This window comes from Pseudomonas sp. (assembly GCF_030150285.1).
GTDB lineage: Bacteria > Pseudomonadota > Gammaproteobacteria > Pseudomonadales > Pseudomonadaceae > Aquipseudomonas.
Window position 1 is genome coordinate 16,041 of record NZ_JASLGE010000067.1, and the last position, 16,762, is coordinate 32,802.

The following is a 16,762-nucleotide window of genomic DNA, read 5'->3' on the forward strand; positions in this document are numbered from 1 at the left end:
GCACAAAGCCGTGTCGCCTTGAGCGACACGGCTTTTTTTTAGAGTATCGGGGATACCAAGCGGGCGACGCGCATGGCCAGTTGCTGTACGCGGTGAGTGGCTTTGATGTCTTGCGCGGTCACTTCGCGGGCCAGGGCGAAGTCATCAAGCAGCATGTGTTCGACTTCTTGGGCGAAGGTTGCGTCAACCGTCAGCAGCATGACTTCAAAGTTCAGGCGGAATGAACGGTTGTCCATATTGGCACTGCCGACGGCACTGATCTCGTTGTCGACGAGTACCACTTTCTGATGCACGAAACCGGGTTGGTAACGAAAGATGCGCACCCCGGCGCGAACTGCTTCGAAGGCATACAGGCTGGACGCGGCGTAAACAATTTTATGGTCCGGGCGCGACGGTATCAGGATACGCACATCCACCCCGCGCAAGACCGCGAGCCTCAGGGCCGAGAACACGGCTTCATCGGGGACGAAGTACGGCGAGGTGATCCACACTCGTTCATTGGCGGCATGGATGGCTTCGACAAAAAACAGCGAGCAGGTTTCGTACGGATCGGCTGGCCCGCTGGCCATGAATTGGCAGAGCACACCGCCATCGGGGTAGCTTTTGGGCAGCATGAGCGGAGGTAGCTTTCGGGAAACCCAGAACCAGTCTTCAGCAAACGACTCTTGCAGGCAGGCCACCACCGGGCCGCTGACTTCGACATGCGTGTCACGCCATGGAGCCAAGGGCGGTTTTTTGCCCAGGTACTCATCGCCCACGTTATGCCCGCCGACAAAACCCAGCATGCCGTCCACGACAACCACTTTACGGTGGTTGCGGAAGTTGACCTGGAAGCGACTGATCCAGCCCCCGCGAGTGGCAAATGCCTGGATCTGAACGCCCCCGGCGCGCAGGGTTTCACTGTAAGAACCAGGCAGGGCGTGGCTGCCGATGCTGTCATACAGCACATACACTTGAACACCTTGCGCCGCTTTTTCAAGCAGCAGTGCTTGTAAGCGTTTGCCCAAGTCATCGTCATGGATGATAAAAAACTGGACCAGCACCACTTCCTTGGCACCGCGAATGGCCTCGAAGATGGCGTCGAAAGTGGCCGTGCCATTGATCAGTAAACGAACTTTGTTATTCGCCAGGCACGGCATGCGCCCCAGCTTTGGCATGGCTCGCAAGGAGGTGTAGGCGCTAGAGTTTCGAGCGGCCAACGCTTCTTCGACCCAGGGGCGCCAGTTAAGGTTGGCAATGGCTTCGCGCATTTCCTGATTGGCTTCGCGACGGGCGCGAATGTAGTCATCGAAAGTACTGCGGCCAAAAATCAGGTAAGGGATAAGCGTAAGGTAGGGAATGAAGAACAGTGACATCGCCCAGGCAATCGCACCTTGGGCCGTTCTTACGGTCAGAACGGCATGCACGGCGGCAATGAGGCCGAGCGTGTGGATCAGTAAAATCAAGTAACCGAGAACGTGGGTGCCGTGAAAATCCATGCGTATCCTTGCTCCTCAATGGTACCAAGTGCTTAATCAGTGGCTGATGCAATGCCAGCCCTTTTCCAACGTTTCATACCGACCTAACCGTGGGAGCGACTTGATGAATATTCGTGTGCTTGGGCTGCTTATGGCCTGTGGTTTATCGATTCCTGTGGCTCACGCCCAAATGCTGCAGCCCGGCCTTTGGGAGCTGACCTCCAGCAATATGCAGGTGGATGGCCAGCAGCTTCCGGACCTGCAAGTGATGTTAGGTCAATTGCAGAACATGCTGACCCCTGAACAAAAAGCCCAGTTAGCGAGCCAAGGGCTCACCATGGGAGGTAAAGGTGTTCAGGTGTGCCTGACGCCGGATCAAGTGAAGACCCATGATATCCCGCTTACCGACCCGAAGTCTGGCTGTAACCAGCAGATCACTGAGCGTAGTGGAAATCAGTGGAAGTTTCGTTTTAGTTGCCCCAACGCGCAGGGTGCAGGAACTGCGACCTTCGCCAGTGACCGTGAGTTCACTACTCAGGTGTACGGCACGTTCAATGCGACCGGCCTTCAACAGAAGGGCAGCATGGATACCCGCGCGGTCTGGCTGGGCCAAAACTGTGGCACCGTCAAACCGCGCACGTAACCCATCAGAACTCGTTTTGCAGTGCTTTATAGCCGCGCACCAAATCCACATTGGTGCGCGCTACGTCCTCTGAAAATTCTGATGCGCTGACACTGACCGGGGCAAATGCACTCAGGTCAGTGGCCGGCCCGATGCGCGTGGTGGACGGCACGTAGAAGTTATCGGGCAGGTCGCGGCCATCGACCACTGAGTTGTGCCGCACCACGCAGCCACTGCCCAATTCGCAATTAAACAGAACACTGTTGAAACCGATGAACACCCGATCAGCTACCCGGCAGGGGCCGTGAACGATTGAACGGTGGGCGATGGAGGTGTACTCGCCAACTGTGACAGGTGCCCCCGATTTTGAGTGAATCACCACACCGTCCTGGATGTTGGAATTGGCACCGATGGTGATCGGTTGCATGGCACCGTGTTCGTCCACTTCATCGGCCCGTATAACGGCATACGGGCCCACAAACACGTTCTCGCCAATCACCACTTTGCCGCAGATGATTGCCGTGCGGTCGACGTAGGCTGACTCCGCAATCTGCGGTAAATCCCCAGAAGGGTTTTTACGGATCATGGCGTTCTCCAGTTCCAACGGCTTTCGGCTACCGCGTCGTGGCTGTGCAGGCTTTCGGCGTGAACCACCCTCACGCTCAAACCATCGATCCCGTTCATGTTCTTCACGGCACTGTTCAGTCGCCTTGCGGCATCCTCACAGAACATTAAGTTCTGGCCGTTAGCCAAGGCGAATGCTTGTTCGTCGGCGCGCTTCACAGCCGTTTGAACCGCCGTTCCCAGAGCGGACTCAATCGTATCAATCAGCAGATTGATGGGGAGCTGTTGGTGTTCATTACCGAGAAGCACCTGAGTGTGTGCCGTGCTTCGTTGACTGTGGGGTGTCGCAACAATGCCCTGAGCGCTGCCGAGCCACGTCACTACCCGCGAATGCTCTAACGACTGGTTGGCAAAGTCGCTGACGAATTGTTGTTGGATCAATTGCCGAGCCAAGGCCGCTGAGCAGGGGCATGTCGATGAATAGTTCACGTCGATTTTTAGTTCCACGTGGAACATTCCGTTTTTCAAAGACGCTTTGATCCTGACGGGGTAGCTCTTCCATCCACTCAATGGGCTGACCAGTGCGGGCCGGTTCAGCAGGACATGGGTGTGAATATTCAAGTAGGCACAGGTCGATAAGTCGTCATGACTGTCGAGGAACTGCTGCAAAATTTTCTTTAAAAGTAACGGGTTCAGGGCCTGTGACTCGAGCACATTTAACGCAAGGAAAAGTCGCGACATATGGATGCCGCGTGCATCGACATCATCCAGGCTGACGCCGGCATCGGCTGTGGCCGGCAGGCGCTGACCCTCGATCAGCACCGGTAAGGCAATACCACACATACCCACCCATTCCAGTGGAACGGTTTGGTACGTGTGTTCTGACGCAATGTCGGGAAGGGTTAGAGCGGTCATAAGGGCTTCCAGTAGTGAATGGCGATATTGTTACAACATAACAATTCTAATCCTTTGTATTGTTATAATGTATCATTATCGAGAGCCGCCCTCGGCCACCCAACAGCGGGCACTTTGACCTGCCAACCCTGATGAGGAACTTCCATGCCAAAACGTCTGCCGGTGACAGTGCTGTCCGGTTTTCTCGGCGCAGGTAAAAGCACCCTGCTGAATTATATTTTGCGTAACCGCGAGCATTTACGCGTGGCGGTGATTGTTAACGATATGAGTGAAATCAATATCGATGGCAGTGCGGTTCAGCGTGATGTCAGCCTCAATCGCGCGGAAGAAAAATTGGTCGAAATGAGCAACGGCTGCATTTGCTGCACGCTGCGCGAAGACCTGCTGCAAGAGGTCAGTGCGCTGGCCAGAGAGGGGCGCTTTGATTATTTACTGATCGAGTCCACGGGTATTTCAGAGCCGCTGCCCGTGGCAGAAACCTTCACTTTTCGTGATGACACAGGCCAAAGCCTTGCCGATATCGCGCGATTGGACACGATGGTGACCGTGGTCGATGGCATGAATTTTTTGCAGGATTACCAGGCCGCAGACAGTTTGGCTTCTCGCGCGCAGCTTCAAGAAGACGATGATGAGCGTTCCATTACGGACCTGTTGATCGAACAAATCGAGTTCGCTGACGTTATTTTGATCAGCAAAATTGACCTGATCAGCCGTGCCGAGCGCGAAGAATTGATTGCCATCCTTGAGCGCTTAAACGCTCAAGCCGAAATCATTCCGATGGTCATGGGCGAAGTGCCGCTGAATAAAATAGTGGATACCGGTCGCTTTGACTTTGAACGGGCCGCTCAGGCCCCGGGTTGGCTGCAAGAACTGCGCGGTGAGCACGTGCCTGAAACTGAGGAATATGGCATTGCCTCGACCGTTTACCAGGCGCGTCGGCCTTTCCACCCCGAGCGTTTTTTCAATTTTATTGACCGTCCCTGGACCAACGGCAAATTATTGCGTTCCAAGGGTTTCTTCTGGCTGGCCAGCAAGTATCAGGAAGCGGGCAGTTGGTCGCAGGCGGGCGGTTTGATGCGCTATGGCTTTGCTGGGCGCTGGTGGCGCTTTGTTCCCCGCGATCAATGGCCACAAGACGCCGACGCCAAGGCTGAAATCTTGAAAAAGTGGCTGCCGGACACTGCGGATTGCCGTCAGGAGTTGGTCTTTATTGGTCAGCATCTCGACGTTGCCCAACTGACGACTGAGTTGGAAGCGTGCTTGCTCACAGAGGTAGAAATGGCATTGGGCATTGAGGGCTGGCAGCACCTGAACGACCCTTTTGGTCAATGGCATGAGGAGGAGGTGGCATGAGTCATCACTCGGCACTGAGTCCTGCGACGCAGGTGCGTCAGGTGCGGGGAAAAACCCCGAATGTTCTGGTTAATGTGCTGGAAGATGACGTCAATCTGGCGATATGGCAGCGCCCATTACCCCTGCATATCGCTGATTTTGGAGCGCTATTACTGTCGTTGGACGAGCCACTGGCGGACGCCATCAGCCTGGAAATAAAGGACGAGAAAGTACCGCCCAACCTTAAGGGGCTCGCTTCGCGCTTTAGCGACCTGGAAGGCTATGAGGGCTTTGTGGCGGATGTGGCGTGGCTTGTCAGTGTCTATGCCAGTCTGCTGGGTGTAAAACGTGTAGGGCTGCGCCTCAGGGTCTTGGATAAGGCGATGTGCCCACGGTTCCATGTGGACCATGTACCTGTACGACTGATTACCACGTATGCGGGAATGGGGAGTCAGTGGCTGCAGGAAGGTGCGATGGAGCGGTGTCATTTGGGTCAGTTGCACGCCGAACCGACACAAACCTCGCTTATTGAGCGCATTGATACCGGGGATGTGGCGCTGCTCAAAGGTGAAAAATGGCGGGGTAACGAAGGTCTGGGGTTGATTCATCGTTCTCCGGCATTGGCTGAGGGGGAACGTAGGCTGATTTTGACCCTGGATTGGCTGGCCTAAGGCATATTGCTTCTTTCGATCCATACAGAAGCTGGCAATGATGCTGCAGAACATACCTACCCATGTGATTGCCGGGCCGTTGGGTGCCGGCAAAACCAGCCTCATTCAGCACCTGATGACACTAAAACCCGCACACGAACGCTGGGCGGTATTGGTCAACGAGTTTGGGCTGATAGGCCTGGATGCGGCGTTGATGAGCCAAGGTGATGGCACTATTGCCATTGCCGAAGTGGCGGGCGGGTGTGTGTGTTGTGTCAATGGCGCGCCTTTTCAGATCGGTTTGGGCCGCCTTTTACGCAAGGCTCAACCTGATCGGGTTTTTATCGAACCCTCCGGCCTGGGGCATCCTGCCCAAATCATGAAGCAGCTGAGCGAAGCCCCTTGGGCCGGTGTTTTGGAGTTACAGCCATGCGTGATGGTCTTGGACGCACAGGCAATGGCGCAGGGGAAACCCTTGCCTGAAACCCAGAAAACCGCCCTGAAAAGTGCCGGTTTAGTGGTCATGAATAAATCTAATAGTGTGCCCAATGAGCAACGTGAGCAGATTGAATACAGCCTGCCAAAGTGCCCTGTTCTATGGGTCGAGCATGGCTGCATCCCGCTGAATACGCTGCCTTCAGCGAATATGAAAGTTGCTCACGCTGTGGATAACTCATTGATTTATAAAGATTTTAACCAATTAAGCGGCGTTTTTTCAGGCCCCGAAGTGCCGATTCTGCAGGTTCAGCATCAGGCACAAGGGTGGAGTGTAGGATGGCGCTGGCATGCCTCGCAGTCGTTCGACCTGGAAGCACTCCAGCAGTGGCTGCAAAGCCTGAATTGGCGTCGTGCAAAGCTGGTTTTTCGCACGCCCCACGGCTGGTTTTCGACCAATTCTCTGGAAAACACCCTTGCCCCCTGGAAACCCAGCGAGTGGAGGCAGGATTCGCGCATGGAATTGATCTTTGATTGCTCACAAGACCTGGATTCACTGCGAGCCGGCTTAGAAAACTGCCGAATCGTACCTGCTCAGCCGCTTTAAGGCCTCAAAACGCGGCTTTTGTGCTGGTAAAATTGTCCTACAATTATAATCTGTGTTGTACAGATTCCCCCCCTTAAACGCTCTAGATACGTCTATCTCAAGGGTTTCAGGGGTTTTTAAAGTCAATGGATACGGGATGAAGCCAAGTTATCCACAGGCCCGGGTCAGTGGCGGGTCTTGCTGTGTTCCTGGCGCCATTGGCTTAATTCAATCACTTGAGCGCTGGGGATTTCGCTCGGTTGGGGCTCGGTCTTGATCGGGTAGGGGGGCAGTTCGATTTTGGCGCTGTGAGGGCCGAACTGCGTGATAGTGCCCGTGTGGCGTTGCTCACCGGTTACCGTGAACTCAAAGGTGTAGACACGGGCCAAGCGCTTGTTGCCATTGGCATCGGCGACAAAGCCGATTTTCTTTAGGGCAACGTTCTCATCCAGCAACTCGATATCGAGATTTTTGCAGTGCTGCTTGACCCGCTCCAGCGCCCGCTCGCGTAGGCCATGGTTGTGCCACAACCAGGCACCCGCCGCTGCCAGCAACATCAGCACGCACATATTTCCAAGGGTCAGCATCAGAGAGACTCCAACAGATTCAGCTCAGCTTAACTGTGTCTTTAGCCTGTCGTACAGGCTGTGTTTAGTCGCATACTGCGTGGCTTGAATCCATCTGCAGTCTGGAATCCGGCATGAAACGCACACCTCACTTACTTGCTATCCAATCCCACGTGGTTTTCGGCCATGCCGGCAACAGTGCCGCGGTATTTCCCATGCAGCGTGTGGGCGTGAACGTATGGCCTTTGAACACGGTGCAGTTCTCAAACCATACACAGTATGGTCAATGGGCCGGCGAAGTGATGGCCCCCGAGCAGATTCCGGCGTTGATTGAAGGGATTGCCACCATTGGCGAGCTGGGGAACTGTGATGCTGTACTGTCCGGCTACCTGGGCAGTGCTGCCCAAGGGCGAGCCATTTTGAGCGGCGTGGCGCGTATCAAGGCCGTCAACCCTCAGGCGCTGTACCTGTGCGATCCGGTGATGGGCCACCCTGAAAAGGGCTGCATCGTGCCGCAGGAGGTCAGTCACTTTCTGCTCAATGAAGCGGCAGCGGTGGCGGACTTTCTGTGCCCGAACCAGTTGGAACTGGACAGCTTTTGTGGGCGTCAGCCGCAATCGCTGCTGGATTGCCTGGCCATGGCGCGCAGCCTGTTGGCCCGTGGCCCCAAAGCCGTGCTGGTCAAACATTTGGCTTACCCGGGCAAGGTGCCAGACAGTTTCGAGATGCTGTTGGTGACCGAGCAAGGGAATTGGCATTTACGCCGCCCCCTGTTGGCGTTCCCACGCCAGCCGGTGGGTGTGGGCGATCTGACGTCAGGTTTGTTCCTGGCGCGAGTGCTATTGGGGGATAGCCTGGTGGCCGCGTTTGAATTCGCGGCGGCGGCGGTGCATGAAGTGCTGCTTGAAACCCAGGCCTGCAACAGCTACGAGTTGCAACTGGTGCGTGCTCAAGACCGCATCGCTCATCCGCGTGTGCGTTTTGAGGCGCAGCCAATCGTGCTGTAAAACGGCTGCTCGCGGTCTTTTCACGATCGCGAGCAACCTTGCGCCAGGCGCTTTTTACACGCCTTCGTGTTTTAGCTCCAAATAACGCTGCTCCAGTTCCTGACGAATCTGGCGACGTTGCTTGCCCTGGATAAAGCGTCGTTTGTCTTCGCTGTTAACCGGCTGTAGAGGCGGTACAGCGGCGGGCTTACGGTCGTCGTCCACCGCCACCATGGTGAAGAAACAACTGTTGGTGTGGCGCACCGAGCGTTCACGAATGTTCTCGGTGACGACCTTGATCCCTACCTCCATGGAGGTATTGCCGGTGTAGTTGACTGATGCCAGAAAGGTCACCAATTCGCCGACGTGAATCGGCTCACGAAAAATCACCTGATCCACCGACAACGTGACGACATAGCGACCTGCATAACGGCTGGCGCAGGCGTAAGCGACTTCATCGAGGTACTTGAGCAGGGTTCCGCCGTGAACATTGCCAGAAAAATTGGCCATGTCCGGTGTCATTAAAACCGTCATCGACAGTTGGGCGTTTCCGGGTTCCATAGCAGCAGGCTCGCGGTTGTGTTGCAGCAGTGAATAAGGAGGTATCTCTGCGGATACTTGTCGATTTTTGAAACAGTTATTAACGGGACGCTACCGTTTTGACAGCCGTCACGCTGATTTCTATCTGTTTCCATATATTGCACCGCCTTTCTAGAGGAAGTCGCGGTGTTAACCTTCGAAAGCCCGATACATGGGTAATTCCTACACTTAAATCAGTCTACAGGCACAGACAAATGCGCTGTGCCTGACGTTCTGTTGCTGAGAAACACTTAATCAAGGAGGCGCCACGCCATGCATGCCATCAGTTTTATTCAGGATCTGGCAGTTATCATGCTGGTCGCAGGTGTGGTGACGATACTGTTTCACCGATTCAAGCAACCGGTTGTGCTGGGCTACATCGTAGCCGGTTTTATTATCGGCCCACACACCCCGCCGTTTGGCCTTATCCACGACGAAGACACGATTAAAACCCTGGCCGAGCTGGGCGTGATTTTCCTGATGTTTTGCCTGGGGCTGGAATTTAGCCTGCGCAAACTGTTCAAGGTCGGAGCCACAGCCTTTATCGCAGCGTTTATGGAAATTACGCTGATGATCTGGGTCGGCTACGAAATTGGCCGCTGGTTTGACTGGAGCACCATGGACTCGCTGTTCCTGGGTGCCATTCTGGCGATTTCGTCGACCACCATCATCGTTAAGGCGCTGAACGACCTGAAGATGAAAAACGAGCGCTTCGCGCAGCTGATTTTTGGCGTGTTGATCGTTGAAGATATCTTGGGCATTGGCATTATTGCCCTGCTGTCGAGCATTGCCGTCAGCGGCAGTGTGAGCCCTGAAGAGGTTTTTTCGACTGTCGGCAAGTTGTCGCTCTTTATGATCGTGGCCTTGGTGATCGGCATCTTGCTTGTACCGCGGGTGTTGGCCTATGTCGCGAAATTTGAAAGCAATGAGATGTTGCTGATTACGGTGCTGGGCCTGTGCTTTGGCTTCTGCCTCCTGGTGGTCAGGCTCGAGTACAGCATGGTGCTAGGTGCCTTTTTGATCGGTGCCATCATGGCCGAGTCGCGCCAGTTGCTGAAAATCGAGCGCTTGATCGAGCCCGTACGTGATTTGTTCAGTGCCATTTTCTTTGTGGCCATCGGGTTGATGCTTGATCCCGCGATTCTGTGGGAATACGCCTTACCGATTGTGGTTATTACCTGTGCAGTGGTGCTGGGCAAGATGCTTTCTTGCGGGCTGGGTGCTTTTATCGCGGGCAATGACGGGCGCACTTCGTTGCGAGTTGGCATGGGGCTTTCTCAGATTGGTGAATTTTCATTCATCATCGCGGCGCTGGGTATGTCATTACAGGTCACCAGCAGCTTCCTGTACCCCGTAGCGGTCGCGGTGTCGGTACTGACGACCCTGATGACGCCTTACCTGATTCGCGCCGCAGATCCGCTCTCGCTCAAGCTGGCACACGTGATGCCTGGCCGTTTGTCGCGGGTGTTCGGGTTATATGGCGAATGGTTGCGCAGCATTCAGCCGCAGGGTGAGGGGGCGTTGCTGGCGGCCATGATCCGTAAAATACTGCTTCAAGTCGGCGTTAATCTGGCGTTGGTGATCGCGATCTTCTTTGCTGGCGGCTACTTTGCACCCCGGATTGCGGAGTCTTTGCAGGGGTGGGTTGCACGGTCAACCTGGCAAAACAGTTTGATCTGGGGGGCCGCTTTGTTGCTGTCGCTGCCGTTCCTGATCGCGGCTTATCGCAAGCTTAAAGCGTTGTCGATGCTGTTGGCGGAGATGGGGGTTAAAGCGGAGGTGGCAGGTCGTCACACTCAGCGTGTGCGTCGGGTGATTGCCGAGATCATTCCGATCTTGTCGCTACTGGTCATCTTCTTGCTGTTGTCCGCGCTGTCCGCGAGCATTTTGCCGACCAATGAACTGCTGATCATTATCGCCGTGGTTGCGGCAGGCGTGGCCGCTGTGCTGTGGCGCTGGTTTGTGCGCATCCATACGCGCATGCAAGTGGCGTTGCTGGAGACGCTGGACAATCACAAGGAAGGCGGGCACTAACAGCCCCCCTGTAGGAGCGTGCTTGTTCGCGATCTTTTAACGGATCAAAAAATCGCGAGCAAACCCGTTCCCTCAGAGGCGTGTATCAGCTTTCCAGCCACACGTCCCGGGCCCAGTGCCAGACCGATTCCCACGTTTCTTCGGTGACGAGTTCTTCTTCGCCGGACCACAGCACCACGGTGCCGTCTTCCTCGACGCAGTAGTAATCGTCGCCGTCCTGGCAAATAGGGATCAGCTCGCGCGGAACACCCAAGTCCCATGCCGTCGCAGCCACTTCCGGCAGGTAGGTGTGGGATTGTGGATCGGTCACGGTGACCGGTTCCAGGCTGCCGTACACCACATCGCTGACGGTGAGCAAAAACTCTTTGAAGACAAACGGAATATCGATGAACAGTTGTTCTTCGATTTCCACCAGCAGGTCTTCATCAGGCAGTTCCAGTGGAACAGGTACAGGCTCGTTTTTATCGCGTAGCTCTTCGATGATCTCTTCCACGACCTCAATCCTCATACTCTATGGCGCGGTTTTAGATGACGCGTTTTATACAGTAGCTTGTTATAAGTGCAATCGTGAAATGCAAAGCCCCGGACAAGTCCGGGGCTTTGGTTCATGCCTGTAACACTGCAGGGATCAGCCGTTTTGGCGGATACCGGCGACCAGCCAAGGCTGGTTTTCGCCTTGTTGGCGTTCCATGTTCCAGCTTTCGCTGAAGGCTTCGCCCTGGTCAAAGCGCGAGGACTTCGAGATACCGCTGAACGTCAGAGTCGCCATGGTCTTGTCGGCGCGATCATCCAGGCCGTCCAGTTGCACGGTCAGGTTATCGATGTAGGTGGAGTTGAAGCCTTCACCCAGCTCAGCACGTTCGCGCTTGAGGAACTCAAGCATTTGCGGTGTAACGAACTCAGTGATCTTGTCCATTTCGTTGGCATCCCAATGCTGTTGCAGGGACTGGAAATGGTTGCGCGCAGCTTCCAGGAAGCTCTGCTCGTTGAACCAGGCCGGCGCGTTGATCACCGGACGGGCTGCTGGAGCAGCCGAACCGCCACCGAAGATCGAGGCGGTGGCAGGTTTGGCATCAAACACTTCACGTTCCATTGGCGCGTGACCTGCTGGAGCCATCATTTCAGCTTGTTTGCGGCGACGGGCAGCAATAAAGCGGAAGATGACGAAGGCGATGACCGCCATGATCAGGATGTCGAAGAACTGCATGCCCTGGAAGCCGCCGCCCATGAACATGGAGGCGAGCAAGCCACCTGCCGCGAGGCCGGCCAGAGGGCCGAGCCAGCGCGAAGCACCACCGGCTTTGGCAGCTGCGCCTGCAGCGCCAGCGGCAGCTGCCGGTGCGGCGGCTGTCGCGGGTGCAGCTTGACGTGTTTGGTGGGCAGGTGCTGAACCAGCACTTTTGCCGCCGCCAAAGCGTTTGGCGTTCGCGTCCAGGCTCATCGTCAAACCGATGCACAACGCCATGGCGATGCTAAGAAAACGTTTCATAAAGGGAGTTCCCATTTGTGGTTAACACGCGCGCCATGTTGCACAGCTGAGGTGTGACTGGCTAGTGTCGAAGTGTTTCTGGCTTTTGCGTATTTATCTGCAAGGCTTAGATTTTTTAGGCGTAGGAAATAGGAATATATTGTGCGGGAACTGGCCTTCCAGCTCCCGCACTACCCTTACCCTATCGCTGAAAAGCTGTCGCGTTGCTGTCAGACCGCTTCAAGTTTGGCGTAGCCCATCATCAGCCACTTACTGCCTTCGGGAAAGTTGACCTGCACCCGCGCTTGAGCCCCCGCGCCTTCGAAGTTGAGGATCACGCCTTCGCCGAACACCGCGTGGCGAACCAGTTGCCCGAGCTTGAATTCGGTCTCCGGGATTTCCGACCCGCCAAACAGCGTGCTTGCGCTTTGCTTCTGACCGCCCCCGAAAGGCCGGCTGACGCTGTTGGACAGACGAACTTCCTGAATAAGACCTTTTGGCACCTCGCGCACGAAGCGCGACACCTTATTGTAGGTTTCATTGCCATAGAGGCGACGGGTCTCAGCATAGGTCATCACCAGCTGTTGCATGGCCCGAGTGATGCCCACGTAAGCCAGGCGACGTTCCTCTTCAAGGCGTCCGGGCTCTTCCAGGCTCATCTTGTGCGGGAACAGGCCTTCTTCCATGCCCACCAGGAACACATAGGGGAACTCCAGCCCTTTGGCGCTGTGCAGCGTCATCAGTTGGATACCGTCTTCATGCTCTTGCGCTTGGGTATCGCCAGCCTCCAGCGATGCGTGCCCGAGGAAGGCAGCCAAGGGCGACAGCTCTTCGTCTTCTTCCGTGTTTTCGAAGTTGCGTGCAGCGCTAACCAGTTCCTCAAGGTTTTCTACCCGGGCCTGACCTTTCTCGCCTTTTTCTGCCTGATGGTAGGCAATCAGCCCGCTTTGCTCGATCACGGTCTGGGTCATCAGATGCAGCGGCATCTCCATGACTTTGGCGGCGAGGTGCTCGATCAGTTCGACAAACCCTGCAATGGCCCCTGATGCGCGGCCGGGTAAGGCTTTATTGGCGATCAACTGGCGCATGGCCTCCCACATTGACACGTCACTGTGGCGTGCGTGTTCGCGGATGGCTTCAACGGTTTTTTCGCCAATGCCGCGGGCCGGGACGTTAATGACCCGCTCCAGCGCGGCATCGTTGCCACGGCCTTCCAGCAAGCGCATGTAGGCCATTGCATTTTTGATTTCGGCGCGTTCGAAGAAGCGCTGGCCACCATAAATACGGTAAGGGATTCGCTCACGCAGCAAGGCCTCTTCCAGTACCCGTGATTGGGCGTTGGAGCGATACAAAATAGCGATATCGCTGTGAGCCAGGCCGGTTTTCAGCGCGCTTTCGATGGTTTCGACGACATAACGGGCTTCGTCGTGTTCGTTGAAGGCCGCGTACAAATTGATGGCTTCGCCTTCGCCGCCATCGGTCCACAGCTCTTTGCCCATGCGCCCGCTGTTGTTGGCGATGAGGGCGTTGGCGGCTTTGAGGATGCCGGCGGTGGAGCGGTAGTTTTGCTCCAGGCGAATGGTCTCGGCATCCGGGAAGTCGGTGGAATATTGGTAGATGTTTTCAATTTTTGCGCCGCGCCAGCCGTAGATCGACTGGTCGTCATCGCCTACCACCATCAGGCTGTCGCCGCCCTGGGCCAGTAACCGCAGCCAAGCGTATTGCACGGCGTTGGTGTCCTGGAACTCATCCACCAAGATGTGTCGGAAGCGCTTTTGGTAATGCGCCAGCAGGCCCGGGTTGTCGCGCCACAGGTCAAGGGCGCGTAGCAGTAATTCGGAGAAGTCGATGACACCCGCACGTTGGCAGGCCGCCTCATAGGCCTCGTAGATGCTGCGCATGGTAGCCAGGAACAAATCGCCACTGGCCTGGATATGTTGCGGGCGCAAGCCTTCGTCTTTTTGGCCGTTGATAAACCACTGCGCCTGACGCACAGGCCAGCGTTGTTCATCCAGCCCCAGTTCACGTATCACGCGTTTGACCAAGCGCTGCTGGTCATCACTGTCGAGAATCTGGAAGGTCTGGCTCAGCCCGGCCTCTTGCCAGTGAGCGCGTAACAGGCGATGTGCCAGGCCGTGGAAAGTGCCGACCCACATACCGGCCGGGCTTATCCCCATCAACTGCTCGATGCGGTGGCGCATCTCGGCCGCCGCCTTGTTGGTGAACGTCACCGACAACACAGAGTGTGGGGACGCGTTCTCGACCTGGATCAACCAGGCGATACGGTGCACCAGCACACGGGTTTTGCCGGAACCTGCGCCGGCCAGAACCAACTGACGGCCGACGCTGGCTGTGACAGCCTGACGTTGGGCATCGTTGAGGGAATTTAACAGGAGAGAGAGATCATCGCGCATCAGGGCATTTTAGGGGCTGTTGGCGTTTCATTGCTAGCTGCGCAGTGGTCATGCGTCGAGTACCCGAAAAGAGAGCGGGGCCGATGTAGAGCGGGGGGCAAAATGTGAGGCGGATATTTAATCTATTTATTGAGGGATGCCCGTTTGGTCGCGGGCATTGCTTGTGTATGCTCGGGCGACATTTTGGCTGATCCATTATTTTAAGAATTTTGCCGATGATTCAGGGTATTCACTCGCCAGGCGTGTTTTTCGGCATCGCGTTCGGTCTTTCGCTGGCCCTGGTGGGCGCTCTGAACGTATACATCAAACGGATTCATCAACGCCGGTTGGCGCGTCGCTCACACCACCAGGGCCTGTTCGACGATTTGCAACAAGCCAATGTGCGCAGTGAGCAGCTCAACCTTGAGCTGGCGCGCGAGGTGGAACAGCGTCGCCTGGCTTCTACCGTGTTTGAAGCCGCCAGCGAAGGCATTGTCATCCTTGATCCCGGGTACACCATGCTGGCGGTTAATCAGGCCTTCAGACGTATCACCGGTTACGCGCTTGAAGAGATGGTGGGGCACCGGGTGGATGAGCTGGCTTGTAGCCGCGACGCCCATCGGCATTTTTCCGCGATAAAGGCTTCATTACGCCAGCACGACACTTGGCAAGGCGAGCTGGTTGAAACCCGCAAGAATGGCCAACTGTACCCACAGTGGTTGCAGCTCAAGGTGGTGCGTGACGACGCCGGGCATGTCAGCCATATAGTGGCGTTTATCACTGACCTGTCAGCGCGCCGCACGGCGGAGGCGCGGGTACGCCACCTGACGCATTTCGACGAGTTGACCGGCCTGGCCAACCGGCTGTTGTTCAAGGAGCGCCTGGAAGAAGCTCATCAGCGGGTTCGCCAAGGGTCGCGCAACCTGGCGCTGCTGCACATTGACCTGGACCGTTTCAAACTGCTCAACGACAGCCTCGGCCATGAACTGGCTGACCAGGTGCTGCAACAGGTGGCCGAACGTATCACCAAGGCGTTGCCTGAAGCCGACACGATTGCGCGGCTGTCCGGCGATGAGTTTGCCGTGTTGTTTGATGCGTATGGCAGCCTGACCAGCCTGGCGCGGGTGACCACCCGGTTGCTGAGCAAGTTGAGCCGTCCCCTGATAGTGGATGGCCATGAACTGGTTATCAGCACATCGATTGGTATCAGTCTGCTGCCTGACAGCGCCCGTGATACGGCTACCCTGATTCATCAGGCCAACAAAGCCATGCAACAGGCCAAACACTTCGGAGGTGGCACTTTTCAATTTTTCAGCCACAGCTTGCAACACAGCCCGCTTGAACGCTTGCAACTGGAAAATCAACTGCGCAAGGCCATTGCCGAAGGCCAGCTCAATGTTTTTTATCAGCCCAAGCTCTGCCTGAAGACGGGGCGGCTGCATGCTGCAGAAGCGCTGGTGCGCTGGGATCACCCGCAGTTGGGGAGTGTGCCGCCGAGTGATTTTATTACGCTGGCTGAAGAGACCGGCCTGATAGGTGCCATTGGCGAGTTTGTGTTGCGTGAAGCCTGCCGCCAGGCGTTTGAATGGCAACGCTCGGGGCTTGCGCCGATACGGATGTCGGTCAACTTGTCTGGCCATCAACTGCGCCAGGGCAAACTCGTCAGCCTGGTGCGTCAGGTGCTGGAAGAGACCGGTCTGCCCCCTCATTGTCTGGAACTGGAACTCACCGAAAGCCAGTTGCTCGACAATGTTGAATACGTCATTGCGACTTTCCGGCAGTTGCACGAGTTGGGCGTGAAGTTGGCCATTGATGATTTCGGTACCGGCCACTCGTCACTCAGCTACCTGAAACGTTTTGCGGTGGACTACGTGAAGATTGATCAGGTCTTTATTCGCGGCGTGGGCCGCTTAAGTGAAGACGATGCCATTACCAAGGCGATTATTGCGATGGCCCACAGCCTGGATTTGAAAGTGGTGGCGGAAGGTGTCGAAGATGAGGTGCAAATCAGCTTTCTCAAAGCGCAGCAGTGTGACGAAGTGCAGGGCTTTTTCATTAGCCGGCCGATCAATGCCATGGCCTTGGGTGATTTGCTGCGCTCAGGCATCGTTATTGTGTAGTGCTTCAGGCGGTGGCCTGAAACCGCTGTGACGGGGGGTTGGCGGTAATGAGGCG

General features: G+C 56.0%; 15 protein-coding genes. 7 read left to right on the plus strand and 8 right to left on the minus strand.

Features of this window, described 5'->3' with window-relative positions:
- Positions 1–38 precede the first annotated feature (38 nt).
- Positions 39–1,478 carry a cardiolipin synthase gene (gene cls / locus Q1W15_RS15010; protein ID WP_300729866.1) on the minus strand — a complete coding sequence of 480 codons (1,440 nt, stop codon included), beginning with the start codon at positions 1,476–1,478 and terminating at the stop codon, positions 39–41.
- Between the two features lie 103 nt (positions 1,479–1,581).
- Between cls and Q1W15_RS15015 the strand changes: the two genes are divergently transcribed.
- The gene (locus tag Q1W15_RS15015) at positions 1,582–2,100 is read left to right on the plus strand and encodes a DUF3617 domain-containing protein (RefSeq protein ID WP_300729868.1); all 519 of its coding nucleotides are present in this window, start codon (positions 1,582–1,584) and stop codon (positions 2,098–2,100) included.
- A gap of 4 nt (positions 2,101–2,104) precedes the next feature.
- On the opposite strand, the gene Q1W15_RS15020 is transcribed toward Q1W15_RS15015, so the two are convergent.
- Entirely contained in the window at positions 2,105–2,665 is a 561-nt protein-coding gene (locus Q1W15_RS15020; protein WP_300729870.1) for a carbonate dehydratase, read from the minus strand.
- Positions 2,662–3,558 (minus strand): GTP cyclohydrolase FolE2, encoded by an 897-nt coding sequence (gene folE2, locus Q1W15_RS15025; RefSeq protein WP_300729875.1) that lies wholly within the window; start codon positions 3,556–3,558, stop codon positions 2,662–2,664. Before folE2 ends, Q1W15_RS15020 begins: the two co-directional genes overlap by 4 nt.
- Before the next feature lie 144 nt (positions 3,559–3,702).
- Here folE2 and zigA point away from each other — a divergent pair, with 144 nt between their 5' ends.
- Genes zigA through Q1W15_RS15040 form a run of 3 tightly spaced genes read left to right on the plus strand, consistent with a single transcriptional unit; the run spans position 3,703 to position 6,582 of the window.
- The gene (zigA, locus tag Q1W15_RS15030) at positions 3,703–4,911 is read left to right on the plus strand and encodes a zinc metallochaperone GTPase ZigA (protein WP_300729877.1); all 1,209 of its coding nucleotides are present in this window, start codon (positions 3,703–3,705) and stop codon (positions 4,909–4,911) included.
- A complete protein-coding gene (locus Q1W15_RS15035; protein WP_300729879.1) occupies positions 4,908–5,561 on the plus strand; it encodes a DUF1826 domain-containing protein in 654 nt (217 codons plus the stop codon). The genes zigA and Q1W15_RS15035 overlap by 4 nt, the downstream gene beginning before the upstream one ends.
- 40 nt (positions 5,562–5,601) lie before the next feature.
- Positions 5,602–6,582, plus strand: coding sequence for a GTP-binding protein (locus Q1W15_RS15040; RefSeq protein WP_300729937.1), 981 nt, complete (start codon positions 5,602–5,604; stop codon positions 6,580–6,582).
- A gap of 164 nt (positions 6,583–6,746) precedes the next feature.
- Here the strand turns inward: Q1W15_RS15040 and Q1W15_RS15045 are convergent, their stop codons facing one another.
- Positions 6,747–7,148, minus strand: a complete 402-nt coding sequence (locus Q1W15_RS15045; protein WP_300729881.1) for a DUF3301 domain-containing protein — start codon at positions 7,146–7,148, stop codon at positions 6,747–6,749.
- Positions 7,149–7,261: 113 nt separating this feature from the next.
- Between Q1W15_RS15045 and pdxY the strand changes: the two genes are divergently transcribed.
- The gene (gene pdxY, locus Q1W15_RS15050; RefSeq protein ID WP_300729884.1) at positions 7,262–8,134 is read left to right on the plus strand and encodes a pyridoxal kinase PdxY; all 873 of its coding nucleotides are present in this window, start codon (positions 7,262–7,264) and stop codon (positions 8,132–8,134) included.
- Positions 8,135–8,188: 54 nt separating this feature from the next.
- On the opposite strand, the gene Q1W15_RS15055 is transcribed toward pdxY, so the two are convergent.
- The gene (locus Q1W15_RS15055) at positions 8,189–8,674 is read right to left on the minus strand and encodes an acyl-CoA thioesterase (RefSeq protein ID WP_300729885.1); all 486 of its coding nucleotides are present in this window, start codon (positions 8,672–8,674) and stop codon (positions 8,189–8,191) included.
- A gap of 291 nt (positions 8,675–8,965) precedes the next feature.
- Here Q1W15_RS15055 and Q1W15_RS15060 point away from each other — a divergent pair, with 291 nt between their 5' ends.
- Positions 8,966–10,726, plus strand: a complete 1,761-nt coding sequence (locus Q1W15_RS15060) for a cation:proton antiporter (protein WP_300729886.1) — start codon at positions 8,966–8,968, stop codon at positions 10,724–10,726.
- Between the two features lie 85 nt (positions 10,727–10,811).
- Here Q1W15_RS15060 and Q1W15_RS15065 read toward each other — a convergent pair whose 3' ends face one another.
- The 3 genes from Q1W15_RS15065 to uvrD form a co-directional block, all read right to left on the minus strand.
- A complete protein-coding gene (locus Q1W15_RS15065; RefSeq protein WP_300729887.1) occupies positions 10,812–11,219 on the minus strand; it encodes an SMI1/KNR4 family protein in 408 nt (135 codons plus the stop codon).
- A gap of 135 nt (positions 11,220–11,354) precedes the next feature.
- Positions 11,355–12,215 (minus strand): TIM44-like domain-containing protein, encoded by an 861-nt coding sequence (locus Q1W15_RS15070; RefSeq protein ID WP_300729888.1) that lies wholly within the window; start codon positions 12,213–12,215, stop codon positions 11,355–11,357.
- Positions 12,216–12,424: 209 nt separating this feature from the next.
- Positions 12,425–14,608, minus strand: a complete 2,184-nt coding sequence (gene uvrD, locus Q1W15_RS15075) for a DNA helicase II (protein ID WP_300729890.1) — start codon at positions 14,606–14,608, stop codon at positions 12,425–12,427.
- Between the two features lie 215 nt (positions 14,609–14,823).
- On the opposite strand from uvrD, the gene Q1W15_RS15080 reads away from it, so the two are divergent.
- A complete protein-coding gene (locus Q1W15_RS15080; protein ID WP_367280642.1) occupies positions 14,824–16,707 on the plus strand; it encodes a putative bifunctional diguanylate cyclase/phosphodiesterase in 1,884 nt (627 codons plus the stop codon).
- Positions 16,708–16,762: the final 55 nt, after the last annotated feature.